General features: G+C 75.0%; 18 protein-coding genes. 15 read left to right on the top strand and 3 right to left on the bottom strand.

Annotation, left to right across the window (positions count from 1 at the left end; translation table 11 throughout):
- Positions 1–14: 14 nt before the first annotated feature.
- From dacB to HIR71_RS08990, 15 genes are all read left to right on the top strand, one after another.
- Positions 15–1,430 carry a D-alanyl-D-alanine carboxypeptidase/D-alanyl-D-alanine endopeptidase gene (gene dacB, locus HIR71_RS09060; RefSeq protein ID WP_169324732.1) on the top strand — a complete coding sequence of 472 codons (1,416 nt, stop codon included), beginning with the start codon at positions 15–17 and terminating at the stop codon, positions 1,428–1,430.
- A 50-nt stretch (positions 1,431–1,480) separates the two neighbouring features.
- Positions 1,481–2,575, top strand: a complete 1,095-nt coding sequence (locus HIR71_RS09055; protein ID WP_169324731.1) for a zinc-dependent metalloprotease — start codon at positions 1,481–1,483, stop codon at positions 2,573–2,575.
- Between the two features lie 6 nt (positions 2,576–2,581).
- Positions 2,582–3,697: a tRNA lysidine(34) synthetase TilS gene (tilS, locus tag HIR71_RS09050; RefSeq protein ID WP_169324730.1), complete on the top strand. Its 1,116-nt coding sequence runs from the start codon at positions 2,582–2,584 to the stop codon at positions 3,695–3,697.
- A gap of 11 nt (positions 3,698–3,708) precedes the next feature.
- A complete protein-coding gene (gene hpt, locus HIR71_RS09045) occupies positions 3,709–4,263 on the top strand; it encodes a hypoxanthine phosphoribosyltransferase (protein WP_169324729.1) in 555 nt (184 codons plus the stop codon).
- Between the two features lie 122 nt (positions 4,264–4,385).
- Positions 4,386–6,434 carry an ATP-dependent zinc metalloprotease FtsH gene (gene ftsH / locus HIR71_RS09040; RefSeq protein WP_169324728.1) on the top strand — a complete coding sequence of 683 codons (2,049 nt, stop codon included), beginning with the start codon at positions 4,386–4,388 and terminating at the stop codon, positions 6,432–6,434.
- Positions 6,431–7,045, top strand: a complete 615-nt coding sequence (gene folE, locus HIR71_RS09035; RefSeq protein WP_396031287.1) for a GTP cyclohydrolase I FolE — start codon at positions 6,431–6,433, stop codon at positions 7,043–7,045. Before ftsH ends, folE begins: the two co-directional genes overlap by 4 nt.
- A gap of 27 nt (positions 7,046–7,072) precedes the next feature.
- A complete protein-coding gene (folP, locus tag HIR71_RS09030; RefSeq protein ID WP_396031285.1) occupies positions 7,073–7,990 on the top strand; it encodes a dihydropteroate synthase in 918 nt (305 codons plus the stop codon).
- A gap of 2 nt (positions 7,991–7,992) precedes the next feature.
- Positions 7,993–9,294 carry a 2-amino-4-hydroxy-6-hydroxymethyldihydropteridine diphosphokinase gene (gene folK, locus HIR71_RS09025; RefSeq protein WP_169324770.1) on the top strand — a complete coding sequence of 434 codons (1,302 nt, stop codon included), beginning with the start codon at positions 7,993–7,995 and terminating at the stop codon, positions 9,292–9,294.
- Positions 9,294–9,785 carry a DUF3180 domain-containing protein gene (locus HIR71_RS09020; protein WP_169324727.1) on the top strand — a complete coding sequence of 164 codons (492 nt, stop codon included), beginning with the start codon at positions 9,294–9,296 and terminating at the stop codon, positions 9,783–9,785. The genes folK and HIR71_RS09020 overlap by 1 nt, the downstream gene beginning before the upstream one ends.
- Before the next feature lie 166 nt (positions 9,786–9,951).
- Positions 9,952–10,452: a PH domain-containing protein gene (locus HIR71_RS09015; protein ID WP_169324726.1), complete on the top strand. Its 501-nt coding sequence runs from the start codon at positions 9,952–9,954 to the stop codon at positions 10,450–10,452.
- The gene (locus tag HIR71_RS09010; RefSeq protein WP_311836195.1) at positions 10,449–11,960 is read left to right on the top strand and encodes a PH domain-containing protein; all 1,512 of its coding nucleotides are present in this window, start codon (positions 10,449–10,451) and stop codon (positions 11,958–11,960) included. The genes HIR71_RS09015 and HIR71_RS09010 overlap by 4 nt, the downstream gene beginning before the upstream one ends.
- Before the next feature lie 134 nt (positions 11,961–12,094).
- A complete protein-coding gene (locus HIR71_RS09005; RefSeq protein ID WP_396031305.1) occupies positions 12,095–13,096 on the top strand; it encodes a Rossmann-like and DUF2520 domain-containing protein in 1,002 nt (333 codons plus the stop codon).
- The gene (panC, locus tag HIR71_RS09000) at positions 13,093–13,983 is read left to right on the top strand and encodes a pantoate--beta-alanine ligase (RefSeq protein ID WP_169324724.1); all 891 of its coding nucleotides are present in this window, start codon (positions 13,093–13,095) and stop codon (positions 13,981–13,983) included. Before HIR71_RS09005 ends, panC begins: the two co-directional genes overlap by 4 nt.
- Positions 13,980–14,432, top strand: coding sequence for an aspartate 1-decarboxylase (gene panD / locus HIR71_RS08995; protein WP_169324723.1), 453 nt, complete (start codon positions 13,980–13,982; stop codon positions 14,430–14,432). The genes panC and panD overlap by 4 nt, the downstream gene beginning before the upstream one ends.
- Positions 14,429–16,114 (top strand): L-aspartate oxidase, encoded by a 1,686-nt coding sequence (locus tag HIR71_RS08990; RefSeq protein ID WP_169324722.1) that lies wholly within the window; start codon positions 14,429–14,431, stop codon positions 16,112–16,114. The genes panD and HIR71_RS08990 overlap by 4 nt, the downstream gene beginning before the upstream one ends.
- A 59-nt stretch (positions 16,115–16,173) precedes the next feature.
- Here HIR71_RS08990 and HIR71_RS08985 read toward each other — a convergent pair whose 3' ends face one another.
- The 3 genes from HIR71_RS08985 to HIR71_RS08975 all read right to left on the bottom strand — a co-directional run bounded on the left by HIR71_RS08985 (position 16,174) and on the right by HIR71_RS08975 (position 19,899).
- Positions 16,174–16,935, bottom strand: a complete 762-nt coding sequence (locus HIR71_RS08985) for an SDR family oxidoreductase (RefSeq protein WP_311836194.1) — start codon at positions 16,933–16,935, stop codon at positions 16,174–16,176.
- A complete protein-coding gene (locus tag HIR71_RS16850) occupies positions 16,932–18,275 on the bottom strand; it encodes an MFS transporter (protein WP_169324721.1) in 1,344 nt (447 codons plus the stop codon). The genes HIR71_RS08985 and HIR71_RS16850 overlap by 4 nt, the downstream gene beginning before the upstream one ends.
- Positions 18,276–18,459: 184 nt before the next feature.
- The gene (locus HIR71_RS08975; protein ID WP_169324720.1) at positions 18,460–19,899 is read right to left on the bottom strand and encodes a pyridoxal phosphate-dependent decarboxylase family protein; all 1,440 of its coding nucleotides are present in this window, start codon (positions 19,897–19,899) and stop codon (positions 18,460–18,462) included.
- Positions 19,900–20,025 lie beyond the last annotated feature (126 nt).

The following is a 20,025-nucleotide window of genomic DNA, read 5'->3' as shown; positions in this document are numbered from 1 at the left end:
CGTGAGGAGCAGGCATGGGCAGGGCAGGGCGGGTCGCCGGCGCGAGCCTGCTCGTCGTCCTGCTCGGCGCCGGGGGCTACGCAGCGGCGGACGCCTATGACGTGGTGCCCGGCGTCGTCACCCTCGCGCCCGTGCCGGACCCGCCCGCCCCGTTCCCGACGGCCCCCGGCGCGGTTCCCGCCCCTGACCTCGCCGCCGTCCTCCCGGCCCTGCCCGGCGACGCCCCGGTTCCCGCCCCGGACCAGGTCGCGGCCCTCCTCGCCGGCCTGGTGGCCGACGAGAGGCTCGGCCCGTCCGTGGGCGCGATCGTGGCCGACCAGCTCACCGGGACGGTCCTGGCGCAGTACGAACCGGCGACGCCACGCGTCCCCGCCTCGACCGCGAAGCTCGCCACGGCGGTGGCAGCGCTCAGCACGATCGGCCCTGAGCGCACGCTCAAGACGCGCGTCGTGCGCGACGGCGAGGACGGCGTCGTGCTCGTGGGCGGCGGCGACATGATGCTCGCGGCAGGAGACGGCGACCCGGGCCTGGTCAACGGCCACGCCGGCCTGGCCGACCTCGCGCAACGCACCGCGCACGAGCTGACGCTCGCGGGGACCACGACCGTGAGCGTCCGGGTCGACGACACGCTGTTCACCGGGCCGGCCCTGAGCCCGGGCTGGGAGCCGGGACACCTCGCGAACGGGTTCACCGCACCGATCACGGCGATCGCGGTCGACATCGCCGCGCTACGCACCGACGTCCCGTACCCGCCGCGCCAGACCGACCCGGCGCTCTCGGCCGCCCGTGAGTTCGCGGCCCGCCTCATCGCGGCCGGCATCACGGTGACGGGGACGCCGGCGCGCGGTGCGGCCCCCTCGGGCGGGCTCGAGCTCGCGTCCGTCGACTCCGCTCCGATGGGGGAGATCGTCGAGTACTTCCTCGACACGTCCGACAACGTCATCGCCGAGGTGGTGGCCCGGCTGGTCGCCATCGAGGCCGGCCTGCCGGCGAGCTTCGACGGCGCCGCCCAGGCCGTCCTGACCCAGGTAGGGCGACTCGATGTCGACACGACCGGTGCCCGGCTCGTCGACGGCAGCGGGCTCGCGGCCGGCTCGGGCCTCTCGGCGCAGACCCTTCTCGGGCTCCTCGAGCTCATCACGGACCCGACCCGCCCCGAGCTGCGCCAGGTTGCGGTCGGCATGCCGATCGCCGGCCTGACCGGGACGCTCGACGACCGGTTCACCGCCAGCTCGGCGCGCGGCCTGGTGCGCGCCAAGACCGGGAGCCTGCCCAACGTCACGTCGCTCGCGGGGACGGTCGTGGACGCGAACGGCCGCCAGCTGCTCTTCGTGGTCATCGCCGACCAGACCCCGCCCGGCGGCCAGTGGGCTCCGCGCGAGGCGATCGACGGGTTCGTGGCCGAGCTCGCCGGGTGCGGCTGCAGCTGAGTGCCGGGCGCCGCGACCAGGACGCGCCCACGCTGCCGGATACTGGCTCGATGAACGCCCACGCCTCGGCGGTCCCGGTCGACTGGCCCACGGCCGCGCGGTTCGCTCACAGCCTCGTCCGCCCCGGCCCGAGCGCCGAGCGGGCGGAGCTGACGACGCTTGTCGGCGACCTCCGCGCGGCGGCCACGACCGCCGCCGGCCACGTCGTGCGCATCACGGGCATGACGCCCGCGGACGGAGCGCACCCGGACCACGTCCCCCTCTCGCGCGTGCTGGTCGTCGACCGGTCGCGGTGGGCGCGCGCCAACACCGAGCTGCTCGCGTCGATGACTGCCGACCTCTCGCCGGAACCCGGCGAGAAGGGACCGTCGCGGGCCACGCGGTTCGCGGGGAGCGCGCAGGCGGGCGGCGTGCTCGCGCTCCTCTCGGCGAAGGTGCTCGGCCAGTTCGACCCGTTCACGCCGAGGGCCGTGCCGGGCGGTGCGCTGCGCGGGCGGCTGCTGCTCGTTGCTCCGAACGTCCTGCAGGTCGAGCGCGAGCTGGGGGTCGCGCCCGCCGACTTCCGGCTGTGGGTCGCGCTGCACGAGCAGACCCACGCCCTGCAGTTCGCCGCCGCGCCGTGGCTCGCCGACCACCTCCGGGCGCGCGCCGGGGTTCTGCTGGGCGACCTCACCCGCGACGACGAGGTTCATGAGCGCGAACGCCTGCGTGCGCTCGTCACCGGGGCGGCACGCACGCTGCGGGGCGACGACGACGCACCGGGCGTGGCGGCCATGCTCACCGCCGACGAGCGACGCGTCTTCGAGGAGGTCGGGGCCGTCATGGCGCTCCTCGAGGGGCACGCCGACGTGTCGATGGACGCGGTCGGTCGCTCGGTCGTCCCCACGGTCCGCCGTATCCGCGCGCGGTTCGAGGAGCGGCGCAGCCGCGCGGGCCGGCAGGGTCCGGTGAACCGCCTGCTGCGTCAGGTGCTCGGCCTCGACCTCAAGCTCGCGCAGTACCGCGAGGGTGCCGCGTTCGTGCGGGCGGTGACCCGCGACATCGGGCAGGAGGGGTTCAACGCCGTGTGGGCGCAGCCGGCGCACCTGCCCAGCGCCCGGGAGATCGCGGACCCGCGTGCCTGGGTGCGCCGCGTCCATGGCTGACGACGCGTGAGCGGCCCCGCCCCGGCCGTGGCGGCGGTGCGGCTCGCCGTGCGTCGTGGGCTCGCGGATCTCGAGCCGAGCGACCTCGTGCTGGTCGCGTGCTCGGGCGGGCCCGACTCGCTCGCGCTCGCGGCGGCGACGGCGTTCGTCGCCCCGCGCGCGGGACTGCGGGCGGGGGCGGTCGTCGTCGACCACGGGCTCCAGCCGGGCAGCGCCGAGGTGGCCGACGACGCCCGGGCCGCGTGCCGGGAGCTCGGCCTGGACCCGGTGCATGTCGTGCGGGTACAGGTCGGGGAGCGTGGCGGGCCCGAGGGTGCGGCCCGGTCGGCCCGGTACGAGGCGCTCGACGACGCAGCGCGTCGGCTCGGTGCGGCCGCCGTGCTGCTCGGGCACACGCTCGACGACCAGGCGGAGACGGTGCTGCTCGGGCTCGCGCGGGGTTCCGGTGCGCGGTCGCTCGCCGGGATGCCGGTCCGTCGCGGGCTGCTGCGACGCCCGCTGCTGGGGCTGCGCCGCGCGGACACGGAGGCGGCGTGCGCGGCGCTCGGACTCGCGCCCTGGCACGACCCGACGAACTGGCACGACCCCACGGACTCGCACGTCCCGAACTGGCATGCCCAGACCCTGGCACCCGCCACCGACAGCCCCCGTCCAGCCGTTCCCGCGCCTGTGCGCAGCGTGGTCCGTGCGCGCGCGCTGCCCGTGCTCGAGGAGGTGCTCGGCCCGGGCGTCGCGCAGGCCCTGGCCCGCACCGCGGACCAGCTCCGAGAGGACGCCGACGCCCTCGACGGGCTCGCGGCCGACCTGCTCGCCGCCGCGCGCCGCGGCGGCCACGACGCCTCCGACGACGCCGCCCGTGCCGGCCGCGACGGCGAGCCGGCACGGGAGGTCGGGCTCCGCGTCGACGTCCTCACGGAGGCTCTCGACGCGGTGCGCCGACGGGCCCTGCGCGCGGCGGCGACCGAGGCCGGCTGCCCGGCGGGGGCGCTGCACCGGGTCCACGTGCTCGCGCTCGACGCGCTGCTGACGGACTGGCACGGGCAGGGACCGGTCGACCTCCCGGGCCGGGTCCGGGGCGCGCGCGCGTATGGCAGGCTGACGTTTCGACCCCCCCACGACTGAGGAGAACGACGGTGGACGCTGCCGACATGGGCGACGACCTGGAGCGGATCCTGCTCTCGGAGGAGCAGTTGAGCTCACGGCTCGACGAGCTGGCTGCGCAGATCGACGCCGACTACGCGGCCAAGGACGTCCTCCTCGTCGGGGTGCTCAAGGGGGCCGTTATGGTGATGGCGGACCTGGCCCGCCGCCTGCACGGTCCGGTCGAGATGGACTGGATGGCCGTCTCGTCGTACGGCTCGGGCACCAAGTCGTCGGGCGTCGTGCGGATCCTCAAGGACCTCGACGCCGACCTGACCGGTCGCCACGTCCTCATCGTCGAGGACATCATCGACTCGGGCCTCACCCTGTCGTGGCTGCTGTCGAACCTGCGCAGCCGCGGCCCCGCGAGCGTCGAGATCGCGACGATGCTCCGCAAGCCCGACGCGGCGAAGGTCGAGGTCGACGTGCGGTACGTCGGCTTCGAGATCCCCAACGAGTTCGTCGTGGGATACGGCCTCGACTACGCCGAGCGCTACCGGAACCTGCCCTTCGTCGGCACGCTGGCCCCCCACGTCTACAGCCACTGAGCCCGGCCGGGCGTCCTGCCCTGGGCGAACAGAGGCCAGGATCGCACGGTTGAACGTGTAACTTCACTGGCGAACCCGTCCTCGGATCTGGAGGGATGAAGGGGGCCCCGCCCCCGTCGCCCATGAAACTCAAGCGCCTGACACGCGGCCCCATCCTCTGGGTCGCCCTCGCCGTCGCGATCATGTGGATCGGCGCGTCGACCCTGATGACGCCTGCCGTGCAGCGCATCGACACCTCGGCCGGTCTCGAGCTGCTCGCGGGGGACACGGTCGAGCAGGCGGAGATCGTCGACGGCGAGCAGCGCGTCGCCCTGACGCTCACCGAGGACTACGTCGTCGGCGACGAGAACAAGGGCCGCAACGTCGAGTTCTTCTACGTCGTGCCGCAGGGCGAGTCGGTCGTCGAGGCGATCGCCGACGCCGACCCCGAGGGCGGCTACAACTCCGAGGTCCCGCGGCAGTCCTGGTGGGCCAGCCTGCTCGGCCTGCTCCTGCCGTTCATCATCATCCTGGCCATCTTCTGGTTCCTCATGTCGAACATGCAGGGCGGCGGCTCGCGCGTCATGAGCTTCGGCAAGTCCAAGGCGAAGCTCGTGAGCAAGGAGTCCCCGCAGGTGACGTTCGCGGACGTCGCCGGTGTCGACGAGGCGGTCGAGGAGCTCGTCGAGATCAAGGAGTTCCTCGCCGAGCCGGCCAAGTTCCAGGCCGTCGGCGCCAAGATCCCCAAGGGCGTGCTGCTCTACGGCCAGCCCGGTACCGGCAAGACGCTGCTGGCGCGCGCGGTCGCCGGCGAGGCCGGCGTGCCGTTCTACTCGATCTCCGGCTCCGACTTCGTCGAGATGTTCGTCGGCGTCGGTGCCTCGCGCGTGCGCGACCTGTTCACCCAGGCCAAGGAGAACGCGCCCGCGATCATCTTCATCGACGAGATCGACGCCGTCGGCCGCCACCGCGGCGCCGGCATGGGCGGCGGTCACGACGAGCGCGAGCAGACGCTCAACCAGATGCTCGTCGAGATGGACGGCTTCGACGTCAACGCGAACGTCATCCTCATCGCAGCCACCAACCGGCCCGACATCCTCGACCCCGCGCTCCTGCGCCCGGGCCGCTTCGACCGCCAGATCGCGGTCGACCCGCCGGACCTCAAGGGCCGCCACCAGATCCTCTCCGTCCACGCGCAGGGCAAGCCGATGGCGCCCGTGGTCGACCTCGAGGCCGTCGCGCGCCGCACGCCCGGCTTCACCGGTGCCGACCTCGCCAACGTCCTCAACGAGGCAGCGCTCCTGACCGCCCGCACGGGTGGCCAGCTGATCGGTGACCACGAGCTCGACGAGGCGATCGACCGCGTCGTCGCGGGTCCGCAGAAGCGCACGCGCATCATGAAGGTCAAGGAGCAGAAGATCACGGCCTACCACGAGGGCGGGCACGCCATCGTCGCCGCCGCGCTCCGGTACACCGACCCGGTCACGAAGGTGACGATCCTGCCGCGCGGCCGCGCACTCGGCTACACGATGGTCATGCCGCTCGAGGACAAGTACTCGACGACCCGCAACGAGCTGCTCGACCAGCTGGCGTACGCCATGGGTGGCCGCGTGGCCGAGGAGCTCGTGTTCCACGACCCGACGACCGGCGCGTCGAACGACATCGAGAAGGCGACGGCGATCGCCCGCAAGATGGTCACCCAGTACGGCATGAGCGAGAAGATCGGCGCGATCAAGCTCGGCCAGGACTCGGGCGAGGTCTTCATGGGCCGGGACATGGGTCACGGGCGGGAGTACTCCGAGACGGTCGCCGCGACGGTCGACGTCGAGGTCCGCCGCCTGATCGAGGCCGCGCACGACGAGGCGTGGTCGATCCTCGTGGAGTACCGCGACGTGCTCGACCACCTGGTGCTCGAGCTGCTCGAGCGCGAGACGCTCAACCAGGCCGAGCTCGCCGAGGTCTTCGCGCCCATCACCAAGCGGGAACCGCGCGACGTGTGGTTGTCGTCGGAGGAGCGCGCCGTCTCGCACCGGCCGCCCGTCCTGACGCCCGCCGAGACGGCCGAGCTCAACGGCCACCCGGTGATCCCCCAGGACGAGGCCGCGGCCGCGAAGCCCGAGCACCCGGCCGCCGTCGCCGTCGAGGTCCCGCCGGGCCAGACCCCCGACGCCGCACCGCGGGCCGAGGGGTGACGTCACCGGCCCGCGACGTGACGCCGCCGCCCGGGAGCACGGTGCGGCCGTACGACGCCGCGCGCGTCGAGGCGGCGGTCCGCGAGCTCCTTCTCGCTGTCGGCGAGGACCCCGAGCGGGAGGGGCTCCAGGAGACGCCGGCGCGCGTGGCCCGCGCCTACGCCGAGACGTTCGCGGGTCTGCGCCAGCACCCCGAGGACGTCCTCACCACGACCTTCGACCTCGGCCACGAGGAGATGGTCCTGGTCAAGGACATCGAGGTGTACTCGACGTGCGAGCACCACCTCGTGCCGTTCCACGGCGTCGCGCACGTCGGGTACATCCCGTCGGCCGAGGGGCGGATCACCGGTCTGAGCAAGCTCGCCCGGCTCGTCGACGTCTACGCCCGGCGTCCGCAGGTCCAGGAGCGGCTCACGTCGCAGATCGCCGACGCGCTCGTCGAGCACCTCCGGCCGACCGGCGCGATCGTCGTGATCGAGTGCGAGCACCTGTGCATGTCGATGCGCGGCGTCCGCAAGCCGGGGTCCCGCACGGTGACCTCGGCGGTCCGCGGGCAGATGCTCGACGTCGCCACCCGGGCCGAGGCGATGAGCCTCATCCTGCGCCACTGACCTCGACCGGACGCCTAGGCTGACGCCGTGCCAGTCACCGTCGACCCCCACCCCGCGCTGCCGGCCGGTCTCCCGGAGCGGCTACGGAGCCCCGGGCGGACTCTGGTCATGGGCGTGGTCAACGTGACGCCCGACTCGTTCTCCGACGGCGGCCGCTGGTTCGAGCCGGTCGCCGCGGTGCGGCACGGCTTGGACCTGCTCGCCGACGGCGCCGACCTGGTCGACGTCGGCGGGGAGTCGACCCGTCCGCACGCGGCGCGCGTCCCGGTCGACGAGGAGGTCGCGCGCGTCCTCCCGGTCGTCGAGGGGCTGGTCGCAGAGGGTGCCGTCGTCAGCGTCGACACGACCCGCGCCGTCGTGGCCCGCGCGGCGGTCGAGCGCGGGGCCGCCCTCATCAACGACGTGTCGGGCGGCCTCGCCGACCCGGGGATGGCGCAGGTGGCCGCCGAGACGGGTGCGGTCTACGTCGCGATGCACTGGCGCGGCCACGCCGACGTCATGGACTCGCGCGACGACTACGACGACGTCGTGGCCGACGTGCGTCGTGAGCTCACCGAGCGCATGGCGTCCCTCGTCTCCGCCGGGGTGCGCGAGGAGCAGATCGTGCTGGACCCCGGCCTCGGGTTCGCGAAGTCGGGTGCGAGCAACTGGCCGCTCCTCGCGCACCTGGACTCCCTCGTGGGCCTCGGGCGCCCGGTGCTGGTCGGTGCGTCACGCAAGCGCTTCCTCGGCCACCTGCTGGCAGGGGCGGACGGCGAGCCGGTGCCCCCGATCGAGCGCGACCGAGCGACGGCGGCAGTGACGGCCCTCGCGGCCGCCGCCGGCGCGTGGTGCGTGCGGGTGCACGAGGTCAGCGGCTCGGCCGACGCCGTGCGAGTGGCCGCCGCGTGGACGCGTGCGGCCGCCGCCCGATCCGTGCGAGACGAGAGGGACATGACCGCGTGAGCATGCAGCCGAGCGGGGTCGGGCCGGCGTCGGACGAGTCCGGCCGCCCGTACGACCAGATCCGCGTGACGGGGATCACCGCGACGGGGTTCCACGGTGTCTTCGAGCACGAGCGACGCGAGGGCCAGCTGTTCCGGGCCGACGTGGTGGTGCATGTGGACACGCGCCGGGCCGCCGCCACCGACGACCTCGCGCGCACGGTCAACTACGGCGTGCTCGCCGAGCAGGTCGCCGCGGTGCTGGCGGGTGAACCGGCCGACCTCGTCGAGACCGTGGCGGAGCGGATCGCCGCGACAGCCCTCGCGCACCCGCTGGTCGCCGCCGTCGACGTGGTGGTCCACAAGCCGCAGGCACCCATCACCGTCCCGTTCGAGGACGTCGTCGTCGCCATCCGGCGGGACCACCAGCGGCTGCCGGCCGCCGAGCCGTGGTCGGCCGAGCGGGCAGCCCAGCGCCTTCGCACCGAGCCTGGGGTGTCGAGCCTGCGGCACCCCCCGGCCCCGGCGTCCTCCGAGCCCGTCACCCCGCCACGTGCGGAGACCGCGACCCGACCGTCCGGGGCCGACGCCACGGCCGTCCTGGCTCTCGCTCCCGAGCCGGACGTCGACGCCTTCGGCGTCGAGGCGGTTCGTGCCGCGGTGGCGTCCGCGTCCGGGCCGGCGGCGGCCGGTACGCCCGAGCCCGACCGCCTGGACCAGGAGCCCGACGAGGCCGTCGAGGTCGTGCTCGCGCTGGGCTCCAACCTCGGTGCCCCGCAGGACATCCTCAGGAACGCCGTCTCGGCGCTCGCCGCCGTGCCGGGGCTCGAGATCCTCGCCGTCTCGCCGCTCGCGCGGACCGCACCGGTGGGCGGGCCCGCCCAGCCGGACTTCCTCAACGCCGTCGTGGTCGGCCGCACGACCCTCTCGCCGCGCAGGCTCCTGCGCGCGACGCAGGCGGTCGAGTCGGCGCACGGGCGCGAGCGGCACGAGCACTGGGGCCCGCGGACGCTCGACATCGACGTCATCGTGTACGGGTCGGTGCTCGCGGTGACGGAGGACCTCGAGCTGCCGCACCCCCGGGCGCACCAGCGCGCGTTCGTGCTGCAGCCGTGGGTCCAGATCGCGCCGGACGCCGTGCTCCCCGGCCTCGGCGGCGGACCGGTCGCGGCGCTCGCGGCGACGGCCCCCGACCGGGACGGCATCCGCTGGCTAGCTCTCGACTGGCTCTCGGCGCGGCCCGGCGCCGCTGCACCGGCGGCCACGGCGCACGCCGCGCCTGCTCCCGCGGCGCCGGCCGCTCCCGGCCGCCAGGACCCCTCCTGATGCAGCGCACGCGCTGGCAGACGCTCCTGCTCGTCGCCGTCGCGACGGCGCTCGGGGGCTGGATCGTCCTCAAGGCGCTCGAGGGCGAGGGGATCGGCCTCCCGCCCGTCCCGTGGCTCGTCGTGGTCGTGCTCGTCGTCATCTCCGGGATCGTGTTCAGGATGGGGTGGGCGGTCCGCCAGTTCCTGCGGGGCAAGCGGCCCGACCTCGACCCCATCCGGGCAGCCCGGACCGTCGTTCTCGCGAAGGCGTCCTGCTACACCGGCTCGCTGCTGACGGGCTGGTACGCCGCCCAGGTGCTCCTGGTCCTCGGCGACCTCGACCTCGACTCCCAGCGCGAGCGGGCCGTCACCGCGGCGATCGCGGTCGCCGGCGCGGTCCTCCTCGCCGTGGTCGGGCTGGTCGTCGAGTGGTTCTGCCGCGTCCCGCCGCCCACGGACGAGGGCGCCGAGCCGACCGGTGACGAGTCCACCGACCCGGCCGCCGCGTGACGGCGTCCCGGACCACAGCACCGCCCACAGCACCGCCCACAGGACCGACCACAGCAACGACCACAGCACCGCCCACGGCACCGTCGGCGCGAGCCGCGTCCACCGCCCCGGCCGGCCCGACCCCGCGCTCGTCGAGGTCGACCCGCGGCGATGGAAGGATGTGCGCATGACCTCGCACGCCGGGCTCAGCCCGTTCGACCCGCCGGACGTCGAGTGGACCCCCGTCTCCCCGAAGCTCGCCAGGGCCCGCTTCATCATGGTGGCGGTCGTCGGCGGCCTTCCCCTGGCCGGCGGGGTCGTCGCCGCGGCCCTCAGCGGCCTCGCGTGGCTCTGGGCCGTCCCCGCCGTGATCGGCCTGCTGATGCTCTGGGACGGGCTGCTGATCCCGCGCCAGGTCCGCGCGATCGGGTACGCCGAGCGTGCCGACGACCTCCTGATCCGCAAGGGCATCCTCTTCCGGAGCCTGGTCGTCGTCCCGTACGGGCGGATGCAGTACGTCGACGTGCAGGCGGGTCCCCTCGCGCGCGCGGTGGGCATCGCCTCGGTCCAGCTGCACACCGCCTCACCCGGCACGGACGCCGTCATCGACGGTCTGCCGCCCGAGGAGGCCACGCGGCTGCGCGACCGCCTCGCGTCGCGCGGTGAGGCCCGGCTGGCGGGGCTGTGAGCCACGCCCCCGGCGCCGGCTCCGACGCCGACCCCGACGCCGTGGCCTCCGACGCCGTGGCCTCCGACGCCGTGGCCTCCGACGCCGTCGCCACCGGCGCCGAGGCGGCCGCGCCTGAGGGCCTGAGCTGGCACCGGATGCACCCGGTCACGCCCGCGGTCAAGGCCTGGAAGATCCTCGCGGTCGCCGCCGTGATCGCCGTCCAGCAGGCGGGCGAGAACCTCCGCCAGGCAGGCGACCTGCTCCAGGGCCGGGGCTGGCTCGTCGTGGTGGGGGTCATCGCGGCCGTCGTCGTCCTCGGGTTGGTGTACTCGGCGATCGCCTGGCGGATGACGCGGTTCGCGGTCGACGACGAGTCCGTCTACCTCCACTCGGGCATCCTCTTCCGGCAGCAGCGCAAGGCGCGGCTCGACCGGCTCCAGGCGGTCGACGTCGTGCAGCCGCTGCTCGCACGCATCCTCGGTCTGGCCGAGCTCAAGCTCGAGGTCGCGGGCGGGAGCGGCTCGGGCGTCTCGCTCGCGTTCCTCAAGGAGGACGACGCCGCCGCGCTCCGGGCCGAGCTGCTCGCCCGTGCCGCCGGTGTCCGGCGCACCGAGGGTGAGCCCGCACAGCCCGCGGCGCCCGAGCAGAAGGTCCTCGAGGTGCCGCCCAGCCGGCTCGTCGCAGCGATGCTCCGCTCGAGCGCCTCGTTCGTGCTGGCGTTCGTCGTCGTCCTGGTGGTCGTCGTGACGGTCGTGACGCGCGAGATCGGCTCCGTGCTCGTGCTGATCCCCGGCATCCTCGGCGCCGCGAGCTTCTACTGGACGCGCTTCTCGCGCGAGTTCAACTTCCGTGCCGCGATCTCGCCGGACGGCATCGGGCTGCGCCACGGTCTCCTCGAGCAGCGGTCGCAGACCGTCCCGCCCGGGCGAGTCCAGGCGCTCCAGCTCACGCAGGGGCCGTTCTGGCGCAGGGCCGGGTGGTGGCGCGTCGAGATGAACGTGGCCGGCTACAGCGGAGGCAGCGAGGCCCAGTCGGCCGAGAACGTGCTGCTGCCGGTGGGGGACCGCGACGACACGCTGCTCGCCGTCTGGCTCGTGCTGCCCGATCTCGGCGTCGCGGACCCGCGTGAGCTCCTCGCCGGGGCGATGGACGGGTCGGGCCCCGACCAGGGCTTCACGACGCCGCCGCGCCGGGCGCGCTGGCTCGACCCGCTCGCCTGGCGCCGGACGGGCTTCGTGGTGACGGATCGCGCGCTGGTCATCCGCACGGGTCGCATCGTCCGCCGCGTCGCGATCGTGCCGCACGAGCGGACGCAGTCGCTCGGGCTCGAGCAGGGTCCGCTCCAGCGACGCCTGGGTGTCGCGACGTTCACGGTCCACTCGACGGCCGGCCCCGTGAGCCCCAGGGTGCCGCACCTCGACGGGTACGTGGCCCGCGACCTCCTCACCGAGCAGTCGGCGCGGGCGCGGACCGCGCGCGCGGGCGCCGGGCCCGAGCTCTGGCTGCGCCCGGAGGCCACGCCGTGACCGGAGCGCCTGAGGGCAGCCAGGGCGGTCAGGGCAGCCAGGGCAGTCGGGCCGGCCAGTCCGGCCGGGCCGGCCAGGGGGGCCAGGCGGGCCAGGGCGGGCCGGCCCGACCGGGTCGGCTCGGCGTCGGCGTCGTGGGTGCGGGCCGCGTGGGCGCGGTGCTCGCGAACGCGCTGCGCGCCGTCGGGCACCCCGTGGTGGCCGCGAGCGGGATCTCCGCCGCCTCGCGCGACCGGGTCGACGCGCTGCTGCCCGGCGTCCCGCTGCTCGAGGTGCCCGCGGTGGTCGAGCGCGCCGAGCTCGTCCTGCTCACCGTGCCCGACGACGCCCTCGAGCCCCTGGTCGCCGGCCTCGCCTCGGTGGGGGCGTGGCAGCCGGGGCAGATCGTGGTGCACACGTCGGGCCGGTACGGGACAGGGGTGCTCGCGCCGGCGCGCGCCGCCGGCGCGATCCCGCTCGCCGTCCACCCGGCGATGACGTTCACGGGCACCTCGCTGGACCTCGCGCGGCTCGAGGGCTGCTGCTTCGCGGTGACCGGACCGGGCCCGGTCCTGCCGATCGGGCAGGCGCTCGTCGTCGAGCTCGGCGGCGAGCCGGTCGTGCTGGCCGAGGAGGTGCGGCCGCTCTACCACGCGGCCCTCGCGCACGGCGCGAACCACCTCGTGGTGCTCGTCGCGCAGGCGGCGCAGGCGCTCGCGGCCGCCGGCGTCGAGCAGCCGGGGCGCATGCTGACGCCGCTGCTGACGGCCGCGCTCGACGGCGCGCTGCGTGCCGAGGACGGGCAGGTCGCCCACGCGGGACAGGGCGCGATCGCCGGGCTGACCGGACCCGTGGCGCGGGGTGACGTCGGCACGGTGCGGGAGCACCTCGCGGTGCTGACCGAGCTCGCGGCACGCGAGGGGGCGTTCGACGTGCCCGGCACCTACCGTGCGCTCGCGCGCGCCGGGACGCAGCGGGCGCTCGCGGCCGGCCGGCTGCGGGAGGACGCCGCCCAGGCACTCCTCGACGCCCTCGCCGACCCGGCACCGCCGCCCGACCGGACACCGCCGCCCGACCCCCCGGCGCGCCCCGCGCCGCCCGACCCGCCCGACCCGTCTGAGCCGCCCGCACCCGGATCCCCCGAGGAGCCCGCATGACCCCGTCCGACCCTCGGCTCGTCCGGACCCGGGACGAGCTGCGGACGGCGCTCGCGAGGCATCCAGCCGCGGCCGGCGGACCGCACGCGCGTGCCGTCGTCATGACGATGGGCGCGCTGCACGAGGGCCACCTCTCGCTCGTGCGGCGCGCGCGTGAGCTCGCCGAGCAGGTCGTCGTGACGATCTTCGTCAACCCGCTGCAGTTCGGGCCGGGCGAGGACCTCGAGCGCTACCCGCGCGACCTCGCGGGCGACCTGCGGCTGCTCGCGGGCGCCGGCGCGGACGTCGTCTTCGCGCCCGGACCCGAGGTCGTGTACCCCGACGGCGACCCGGTGGTGCGCGTGACCGCCGGGCGGATCGGCGACGTGCTCGAGGGCGAGGCGCGCCCCGGCCACCTCGACGGCGTCCTCACGGTCGTCCTCAAGCTCCTGCACCTCGTCGCCCCGGAGGTCGCGATCTTCGGCCAGAAGGACGCGCAGCAGGTCATGGCCGTCCGGCGGATGGTCCGGGACCTCGACGTCCCGGTCGTGGTCGACGTCGCGCCGACGGTGCGCGACGCCGACGGGCTCGCGATGTCCTCGCGCAACGCCTACCTCTCGCCGGCCGAGCGCGAGCGTGCGCTCGTCCTGCCGCGCGCGCTGCGAGCGGGAACAGACGCCCTCACCGGGCACGACGGCGACGCCGAGTCCGCGCGCACGGCCGCCCGGGCAGCGCTCGACGGGGCCGACGTCGTGCTCGACTACCTCGCGCTCGTCGACCCCGCGACGGCCGAGGAGGTACCGGCCGGCTACCGGGGACCGGCGGTCCTCGCGGTCGCCGCCCGGGTCGGCGCCACCCGCCTCATCGACAACGTGCCGCTCACCCTCGGCGGGGAGGCGACCCGATGACCTCGCGACGTCGCACCATGATGACGTCGAAGATCCACCGGGCGACCGTGACGCAGGCCGACCTGCACTACGTCGGCTCGGTGACCGTCGACTCCACGCTGCTCGCCGCCGCGGACCTGCTCCCGGGCGAGCAGGTCGACGTCGTCGACGTGACGAACGGCGCCCGGCTCACGACCTACGTGATCGCGGGCGAGCCCGGCTCCGGCCAGATCTGCATCAACGGCGCGGCCGCGCACCTCGTGCACCCCGGCGACGTCGTCATCCTCATCGCCTACGGGTCGATGGACGACGCCGAGGCCCGCACCTACGCGCCGAGCGTGGTGTTCGTCGACGAGCAGAACCGGGTCGTCGAGCTCTCGGACGATCCCGGTCAGGTGCCCGACGCCGCCGCGGACCTGCACGGCGGCCTGCGCCCGAGCGGGCTGCCCCTCCACGGGTCCCGGCGGTGACCCGCCTCGCACGACGGCTCGCGGCCCCGGCGCCGGGGTGGACGACCGAGGCCGACGTCGTCGTCGTCGGCTCGGGGATCGCGGGGCTCAGCGCGGCGCTCGAGCTGCGGAACCGCGTCCCGCGCGTGCTGCTCGTGACCAAGGGCGCGCTCGCGTCCGGCTCGACCGTGTGGGCGCAGGGCGGCGTCGCGGCCGCGCTCCACCCCGAGGACTCGCCGGCCGCGCACCTGGCGGACACGCTCGTCGCGGGTGCCGGGCTGTGCGACCCGCGGGCGGTCGAGGTGCTGGTCACCGAGGGTCCGGCGCGCGTGCGGGAGCTGGTCACCCGGGGCGCCGTCTTCGATCTCGACGCCGCGGGCGACCTCGCGCTGACCCGCGAGGGCGGGCACCACGCCGACCGCATCGTGCACGCGGGTGGCGACGCGACGGGCGCCGAGATCTCGCGCGCCCTCGTCGCGCAGCTCGAGGCCGTGCGCACCGACCCGGGCATCGAGGTCATCGAGCACGCGCTGGTGCTCGACGTCCTCACGAGCGCCCCGGGTCCCGACGGGCGTCCGGGTGCGGCGTGCGGGGTGACGCTCCACGTGATCGGCGAGGGGTCGCGCGACGGGGTCGGCGCGGCGCTGGGGCGCGCGGTCGTGCTGGCCACGGGCGGCATCGGGCAGGTGTTCCGGTCGTCGACCAACCCGGTCCAGGCCACGGCCGACGGGATCGCGGCCGCGCTGCGCGCCGGGGCCCGCGTGGGGGACGTCGAGTTCGTCCAGTTCCACCCCACGGTGCTGTGGCTCGGGTCGGGCGTGCTGGGCCAGCTCACGCTCGTCTCCGAGGCGGTGCGGGGCGAGGGCGCGTACCTGCTCGACACCGACGGCGTGCGGTTCATGCCGGGGGTGCACCCGATGGCGGAGCTCGCGCCGCGCGACGTGGTGGCGCACGCGATCGTCGGGCGGATGGCGCAGACAGGGGCCGACCACGTGCTCCTCGACGCCCGCCACCTCGGTGCCGACTTCCTGCGGGCGCGGTTCCCCACGATCCACGACCGGCTCCTCGAGCACGGCATCGACCTCACGACCGACGTCGTGCCCGTGGCGCCGGCGCAGCACTACCACTCGGGCGGCGTCGTGACGGACCTGTCCGGTCGCTCGACGCTGAGCGGGCTGTACGCAGCGGGCGAGGTGGCGTGCACGGGGGTGCACGGCGCCAACCGGCTGGCGTCGAACTCGCTCGTCGAGGGCCTCGTGTTCGCGCAGCGCGCGGCGCGCGACATCGCGTCGCGCGTCGCCACAGGCGAGCTGCCGCACCGCGACCCGGTCGAGCGGCCCGGCGGTGATGCGCTCGTCGCGGCGGCCGCACGCTCACGGATCCAGCGGGCGGCGTCGTCGGGGCCGGGCGTCGTGCGGACCGCGGAGGGACTGGCCACCGCACAGGTCGAGCTCGCCGCGGTGCGGACGGACGCGCACCGGGCGGCCGGCGTGGTCGCCGCGCCGCAGTCCGCGGAGTGGGAGACGACGAACCTCCACCAGGCCGCGACCGTGCTCACGGCGACCGCCCTGCTCCGGACCGAGAGCCGCGGCGGGCACTTCCGGGCGGACTTCCCGGTGCCCGACGAGGCGTGGCGGGTGCGGCTCGAGTCGTCCCTCACGGCGGACGGCGGGCTCAGGACGGAGCGCGCGCCGCTCGGCTGACCTGTCGAGCGCCTCGTCCCCCGCCGGGGTCGGATCGGGGACGACCAGCTGCCGGACGGCTACTGCGTGGACTTGGAGTCGCCGTCCATGGGGAGCATCTGGCCGCTGATGGTCCGGCCGTGGGGGCCGGTGAGGAACAGCACCAGGGCGGCGATGTCCGCGGCGTCGATGAACTGCTTGATCGACTGGTTCCCGAGGGCTTCGGTCCTGACGTCGTCGAGCGGCCGCCCGGTCGCCTCGGCGCGGCCGGCGAGGACGCGGTCGATGCGGTCCCCGGCCACCGCGCCGGGGTGGATCGTGTTCGACGTGATGCCGAACTCGCCCAGCTCCATCGCGAGGGTCTTGGCGAAGCCGACCAGGGCCCACTTGGTCGCCGCGTACGCGATGCGGTTCGGGTACCCGAACCGGCCCGCGAGGGACGACATGGTGATGATCGAGCCGGCGTCGGACTCCTTGAGCAGCGGGATGGCGCGCTGGGTGACGAGGAAGGTGCCGTGCAGGTTGACGTCGACGACGGCGCGCCAGTCCTCGAAGGGAAGCTCATGAGCGGGCGTGGTCGGCCCTCCGATCCCGGCGTTGTTGACGAGCACGTCGAGCCCGCCGAGGTCGCGGCGGACGTCCTCGAAGAGGCGGTCGACGGCGCCCTCGTCACTCACGTCCGTCACGGACCCGGTGACGGAGTCGGAGCTCGCGACCACCTCCGCGACGGCGTCGTCGGCGATGTCCGCGACGTGCACGCGGGCGCCGTCGGCCACGAAGGCCTGGGCGATGGCGCGGCCGATGCCGCCTGCACCGGCTGTGATCAGGACATGCTGGGTCACGATGCTTCTCCTTCGGTGGTCCGGTCGTTGGGCAAGGTCGCGCCGTCCTCGAAGAGGCGGTCGCGGGTGAGCAGCCACGCGCCCACGACCATGACGGCCGCGGAGGCGACGAAGACGAGGAGGGGGACGGTCCATCCGCCGGTGGCGCTCGAGAGCAGCCCACCGAGGAACGGGCCGACGGTTCCGACGGCGTAACCGACGCCGAGGCTGAAGCCGGTGACGACCGCGGAGCCCTCCGGCGTCCGGGTGCGGAGGTTGAACATGACCATGGCGAACGGGAACGCGCCGCCCGAGACGCCCAGGACGAACGCCCACAGGACCCCCGCCGAAGGCGCGGCGATGATCCCCAGGTACCCGACGGCCAGGACGACAGGGAACAGCAGGCCGATCACGAACGGCCTGCGCAGCCGGGACGTGATGATCGGGGTGACCAGTGCCATGGGCAGGGTCAGGAACGTGAAGATCGAGTACGTGCCCGCGGCCTGCGCCTCGGTGGCGCCGAGGTCCTGGAACATCACGGGCATCCAGGCGAGCATCGCGTACGTGTTGAGCGCGGCCATGCTGTAGAAGATCGCCCCGCCGAGGGACGTCGGATTGGTCAGCAGCGTCCGTATGCCGACCTTCGGCGACTCCTGTGTCGCGGCGGCAGCGGGGTCGGCGGCGCGGTTGCGCTCCTGCACCGCAGCGGCGATCCAGGGCAGCGCGGCGAGCACCATGAGCCCGCCCCAGGAACCGACCGAGAAGCGCCACCCCAGGCTGTTCGCGACGGGGACCGCGAGCAGTGCAGGGATGGTCGCCCCTGCCTGGGTGAGCAGCGTCAGCACGGACATCGCCGTGGCCTGCCGGTCACCGAACCACTGCTTGACCAGCGGTGGGCCCACGACGTTGCCCACACCCATCGCGAAGAGCGCGACGAACCCGAAGGCCAGGAACGCCAGGTCGGAGTTCCCCAGCACACGCACCACGGTGCCGGCGGCACCCACGAGCATCGCGACGACGGCGACCCGCGTAGGACCGTAGCGACGGACGAACCCCGGCGCGACGAACCCCGCCAGACCGAACGCGATCGTCGGCAGCATCCCCAGGATCGTGGCGCCGAACGTGTCGAGACCGATCTCCTGCTCGATGCGGGTCAGCAGGGGCGCGACTCCCGTGACGGCGTGACGGAGGGACAGCGCCAGCAGCATGAGTCCGACGAAGAAGAGGATCCGGCCGCGCCAGGGCCGGGCACGCGGCGCCTCCTCGCGGTCGCGGGCCTCGGGGAGGTGCTCGGAGCCGGGCGTCGTCGGGTCGACCGCCCCCGCGTCGTCGTCGGCCCGCGCATGCCCGGCGCGGTCCATGATGCTGCCCTCCGGTACCCACCGTCCGCGATCATCGGCAGAGCTTCCCGACCACTGTGGCATCGGAGCACGACGGCGGCGACCCAGGCTGCGGGACACCGGTCTCGCCTTCGCCGCCGGTCCGTCACCGCGGCCGGTCCGTCACTGCGGCCGGTCCGTCACTGCGGCCAGTGTGTCGCAGGGTTCACCTCGTCGCGCGGACCCGGTTCGCGCAGCCGAGGATCACCTCGGCGGCGAACGCGGCGTCGTCGAGGTCGGTCTTCCACGACGAGACGCTGATGCGCATGGCCGCCGCGCCGTCCCACGACGTCGGGCCGACCCAGATCCGGCCGTCCGCCTGGACCGCGGCGACGAGCGCCTGCGTCGTCGGGCCGTCGTCGCACCGCACGAGGACCTGGTTGAGCACCACGTCGTTGAGGACCTCGAGGCCCCCCGCCCGCAGCCGGTCGGCGATCAGCACCGCTGCGTCGCACGCGCGCTGGACCAGGTCCGCGATCCCGCGCCGGCCGAGCGTCCGCAGCACCGACCACACCTCGACCTGGCGTGCCCGCTGCGACGACTGCGGCGTGTGGTGCATGGCCTCGAAGCCGACGTCGGACGGCAGGTAGCCGGCCACGGCGGCGAACGTGCGGCGCAGGTCGGCCGGCTCGCGGACGAACGCGATCCCGCTGTCGTAGGTCACGTTGAGCCACTTGTGCGCGTCGGTCGCCCACGAGTCGGCGCGCTCGAGGCCGCGCACCAGGTCCCGTCGGGTCGGGTCGGCCATCGCCCAGAGCCCGAAGGCGCCGTCGACGTGGAGCCAGCCGCCGCGCGCGGCGACCCAGTCCGCGAGCCGGTCGAACGGGTCGAAGGCGCCCGTGTTGACCTCGCCGGCCTGCGCGCAGACCAGCACCGGCCCGGGCCCGGCCCGCTCGGGGAGCAGCTCGGGCAGCAGCTCCGCGCGCATCCGACCCTGGTCGTCCGCGGGGACGACAGTCACGCGCGAGCGGCCGAGCCCCACGAGGCCGAGCGACTTCGACAGCGTCGAGTGCGCACGCTCCCCGACGACGACGTCGATCGCGGGCGCGCCGAAGAGCCCGTCCGCCTGGGCGTCCCACCCCGCCCGGGCGAGCAGCGCGTCGCGCGCGGCGGCCAGCCCGGTCGCGTTGGCGACGGTGGCGCCGGTGACGAACGCGACGGCGGTGCCGTCCGGCATCCCCAGCAGGTCGACGAGCCACCCACGCACGACGTCGTGCAGACGTGCCGCCACGGGAGACATGACGGGGAGCGCGGCGTTCTGGTCCCAGGCCGCCGCGAGCCAGGCGGCTCCGAGGGCGGCCGGCTGGGTTCCGCCCGTGACGAAGCCGAAGTACCGCGGCCCGGTGCTCGCGACCGTCGCGGGGCCGCCGACGTCGCGCAGCAGCCGCAGCGTGTCCGCCGCGTCGGTACCCGCGTCGGAGAGGGGCGCGTCGAACGCCGTGAGCGCGGCGACCGCGTCGGCGTCCGGAGCGACGCGCCGGCCGTCGACCGAGGCCGCGTACGCGAGCGCGGCGTCCGCCGCCTCGCGCAGGAGTGCGTCGGTGTCGAGCGGCCCGCCACGCGGACGGGGCGCTGCCGGTGCGGGCGGGGCGTCGTCGGGAACCATGCTCGAGGGTGGCAGCCGGAGCAGGCGCGCGGGAAGGGGAGGTGCTCGTGACCAACGCGCTCGACATCGGCAGGTCAGGCGTGCTCCTGCCCGCCGCTACCGTGACCGCGTGACAGTCCGCCCCGC

Origin of the sequence: Cellulomonas fimi, assembly GCF_012952065.1 — a bacterium.
In the GTDB taxonomy this organism is placed as follows: Bacteria; Actinomycetota; Actinomycetes; order Actinomycetales; family Cellulomonadaceae; genus Pengzhenrongella; species Pengzhenrongella fimi_A.
This window is presented reverse-complemented; position numbering and strand designations above follow the sequence as displayed.

Coding starts and splice junctions, on each gene's coding strand:
- HIR71_RS09015 (WP_169324726.1), top strand. CDS start 9,952: ATGACCTCGCACGCCGGGCTCAGCCCGTTCGACCCGCCGGACGTCGAG.
- ftsH (WP_169324728.1), top strand. CDS start 4,386: ATGAAACTCAAGCGCCTGACACGCGGCCCCATCCTCTGGGTCGCCCTC.
- folK (WP_169324770.1), top strand. CDS start 7,993: ATGCAGCCGAGCGGGGTCGGGCCGGCGTCGGACGAGTCCGGCCGCCCG.
- panC (WP_169324724.1), top strand. CDS start 13,093: ATGACCCCGTCCGACCCTCGGCTCGTCCGGACCCGGGACGAGCTGCGG.
- panD (WP_169324723.1), top strand. CDS start 13,980: ATGACCTCGCGACGTCGCACCATGATGACGTCGAAGATCCACCGGGCG.
- HIR71_RS16850 (WP_169324721.1), bottom strand. CDS start 18,275: ATGGACCGCGCCGGGCATGCGCGGGCCGACGACGACGCGGGGGCGGTC.
- HIR71_RS08975 (WP_169324720.1), bottom strand. CDS start 19,899: ATGGTTCCCGACGACGCCCCGCCCGCACCGGCAGCGCCCCGTCCGCGT.
- HIR71_RS09055 (WP_169324731.1), top strand. CDS start 1,481: ATGAACGCCCACGCCTCGGCGGTCCCGGTCGACTGGCCCACGGCCGCG.
- HIR71_RS09020 (WP_169324727.1), top strand. CDS start 9,294: ATGCAGCGCACGCGCTGGCAGACGCTCCTGCTCGTCGCCGTCGCGACG.
- dacB (WP_169324732.1), top strand. CDS start 15: ATGGGCAGGGCAGGGCGGGTCGCCGGCGCGAGCCTGCTCGTCGTCCTG.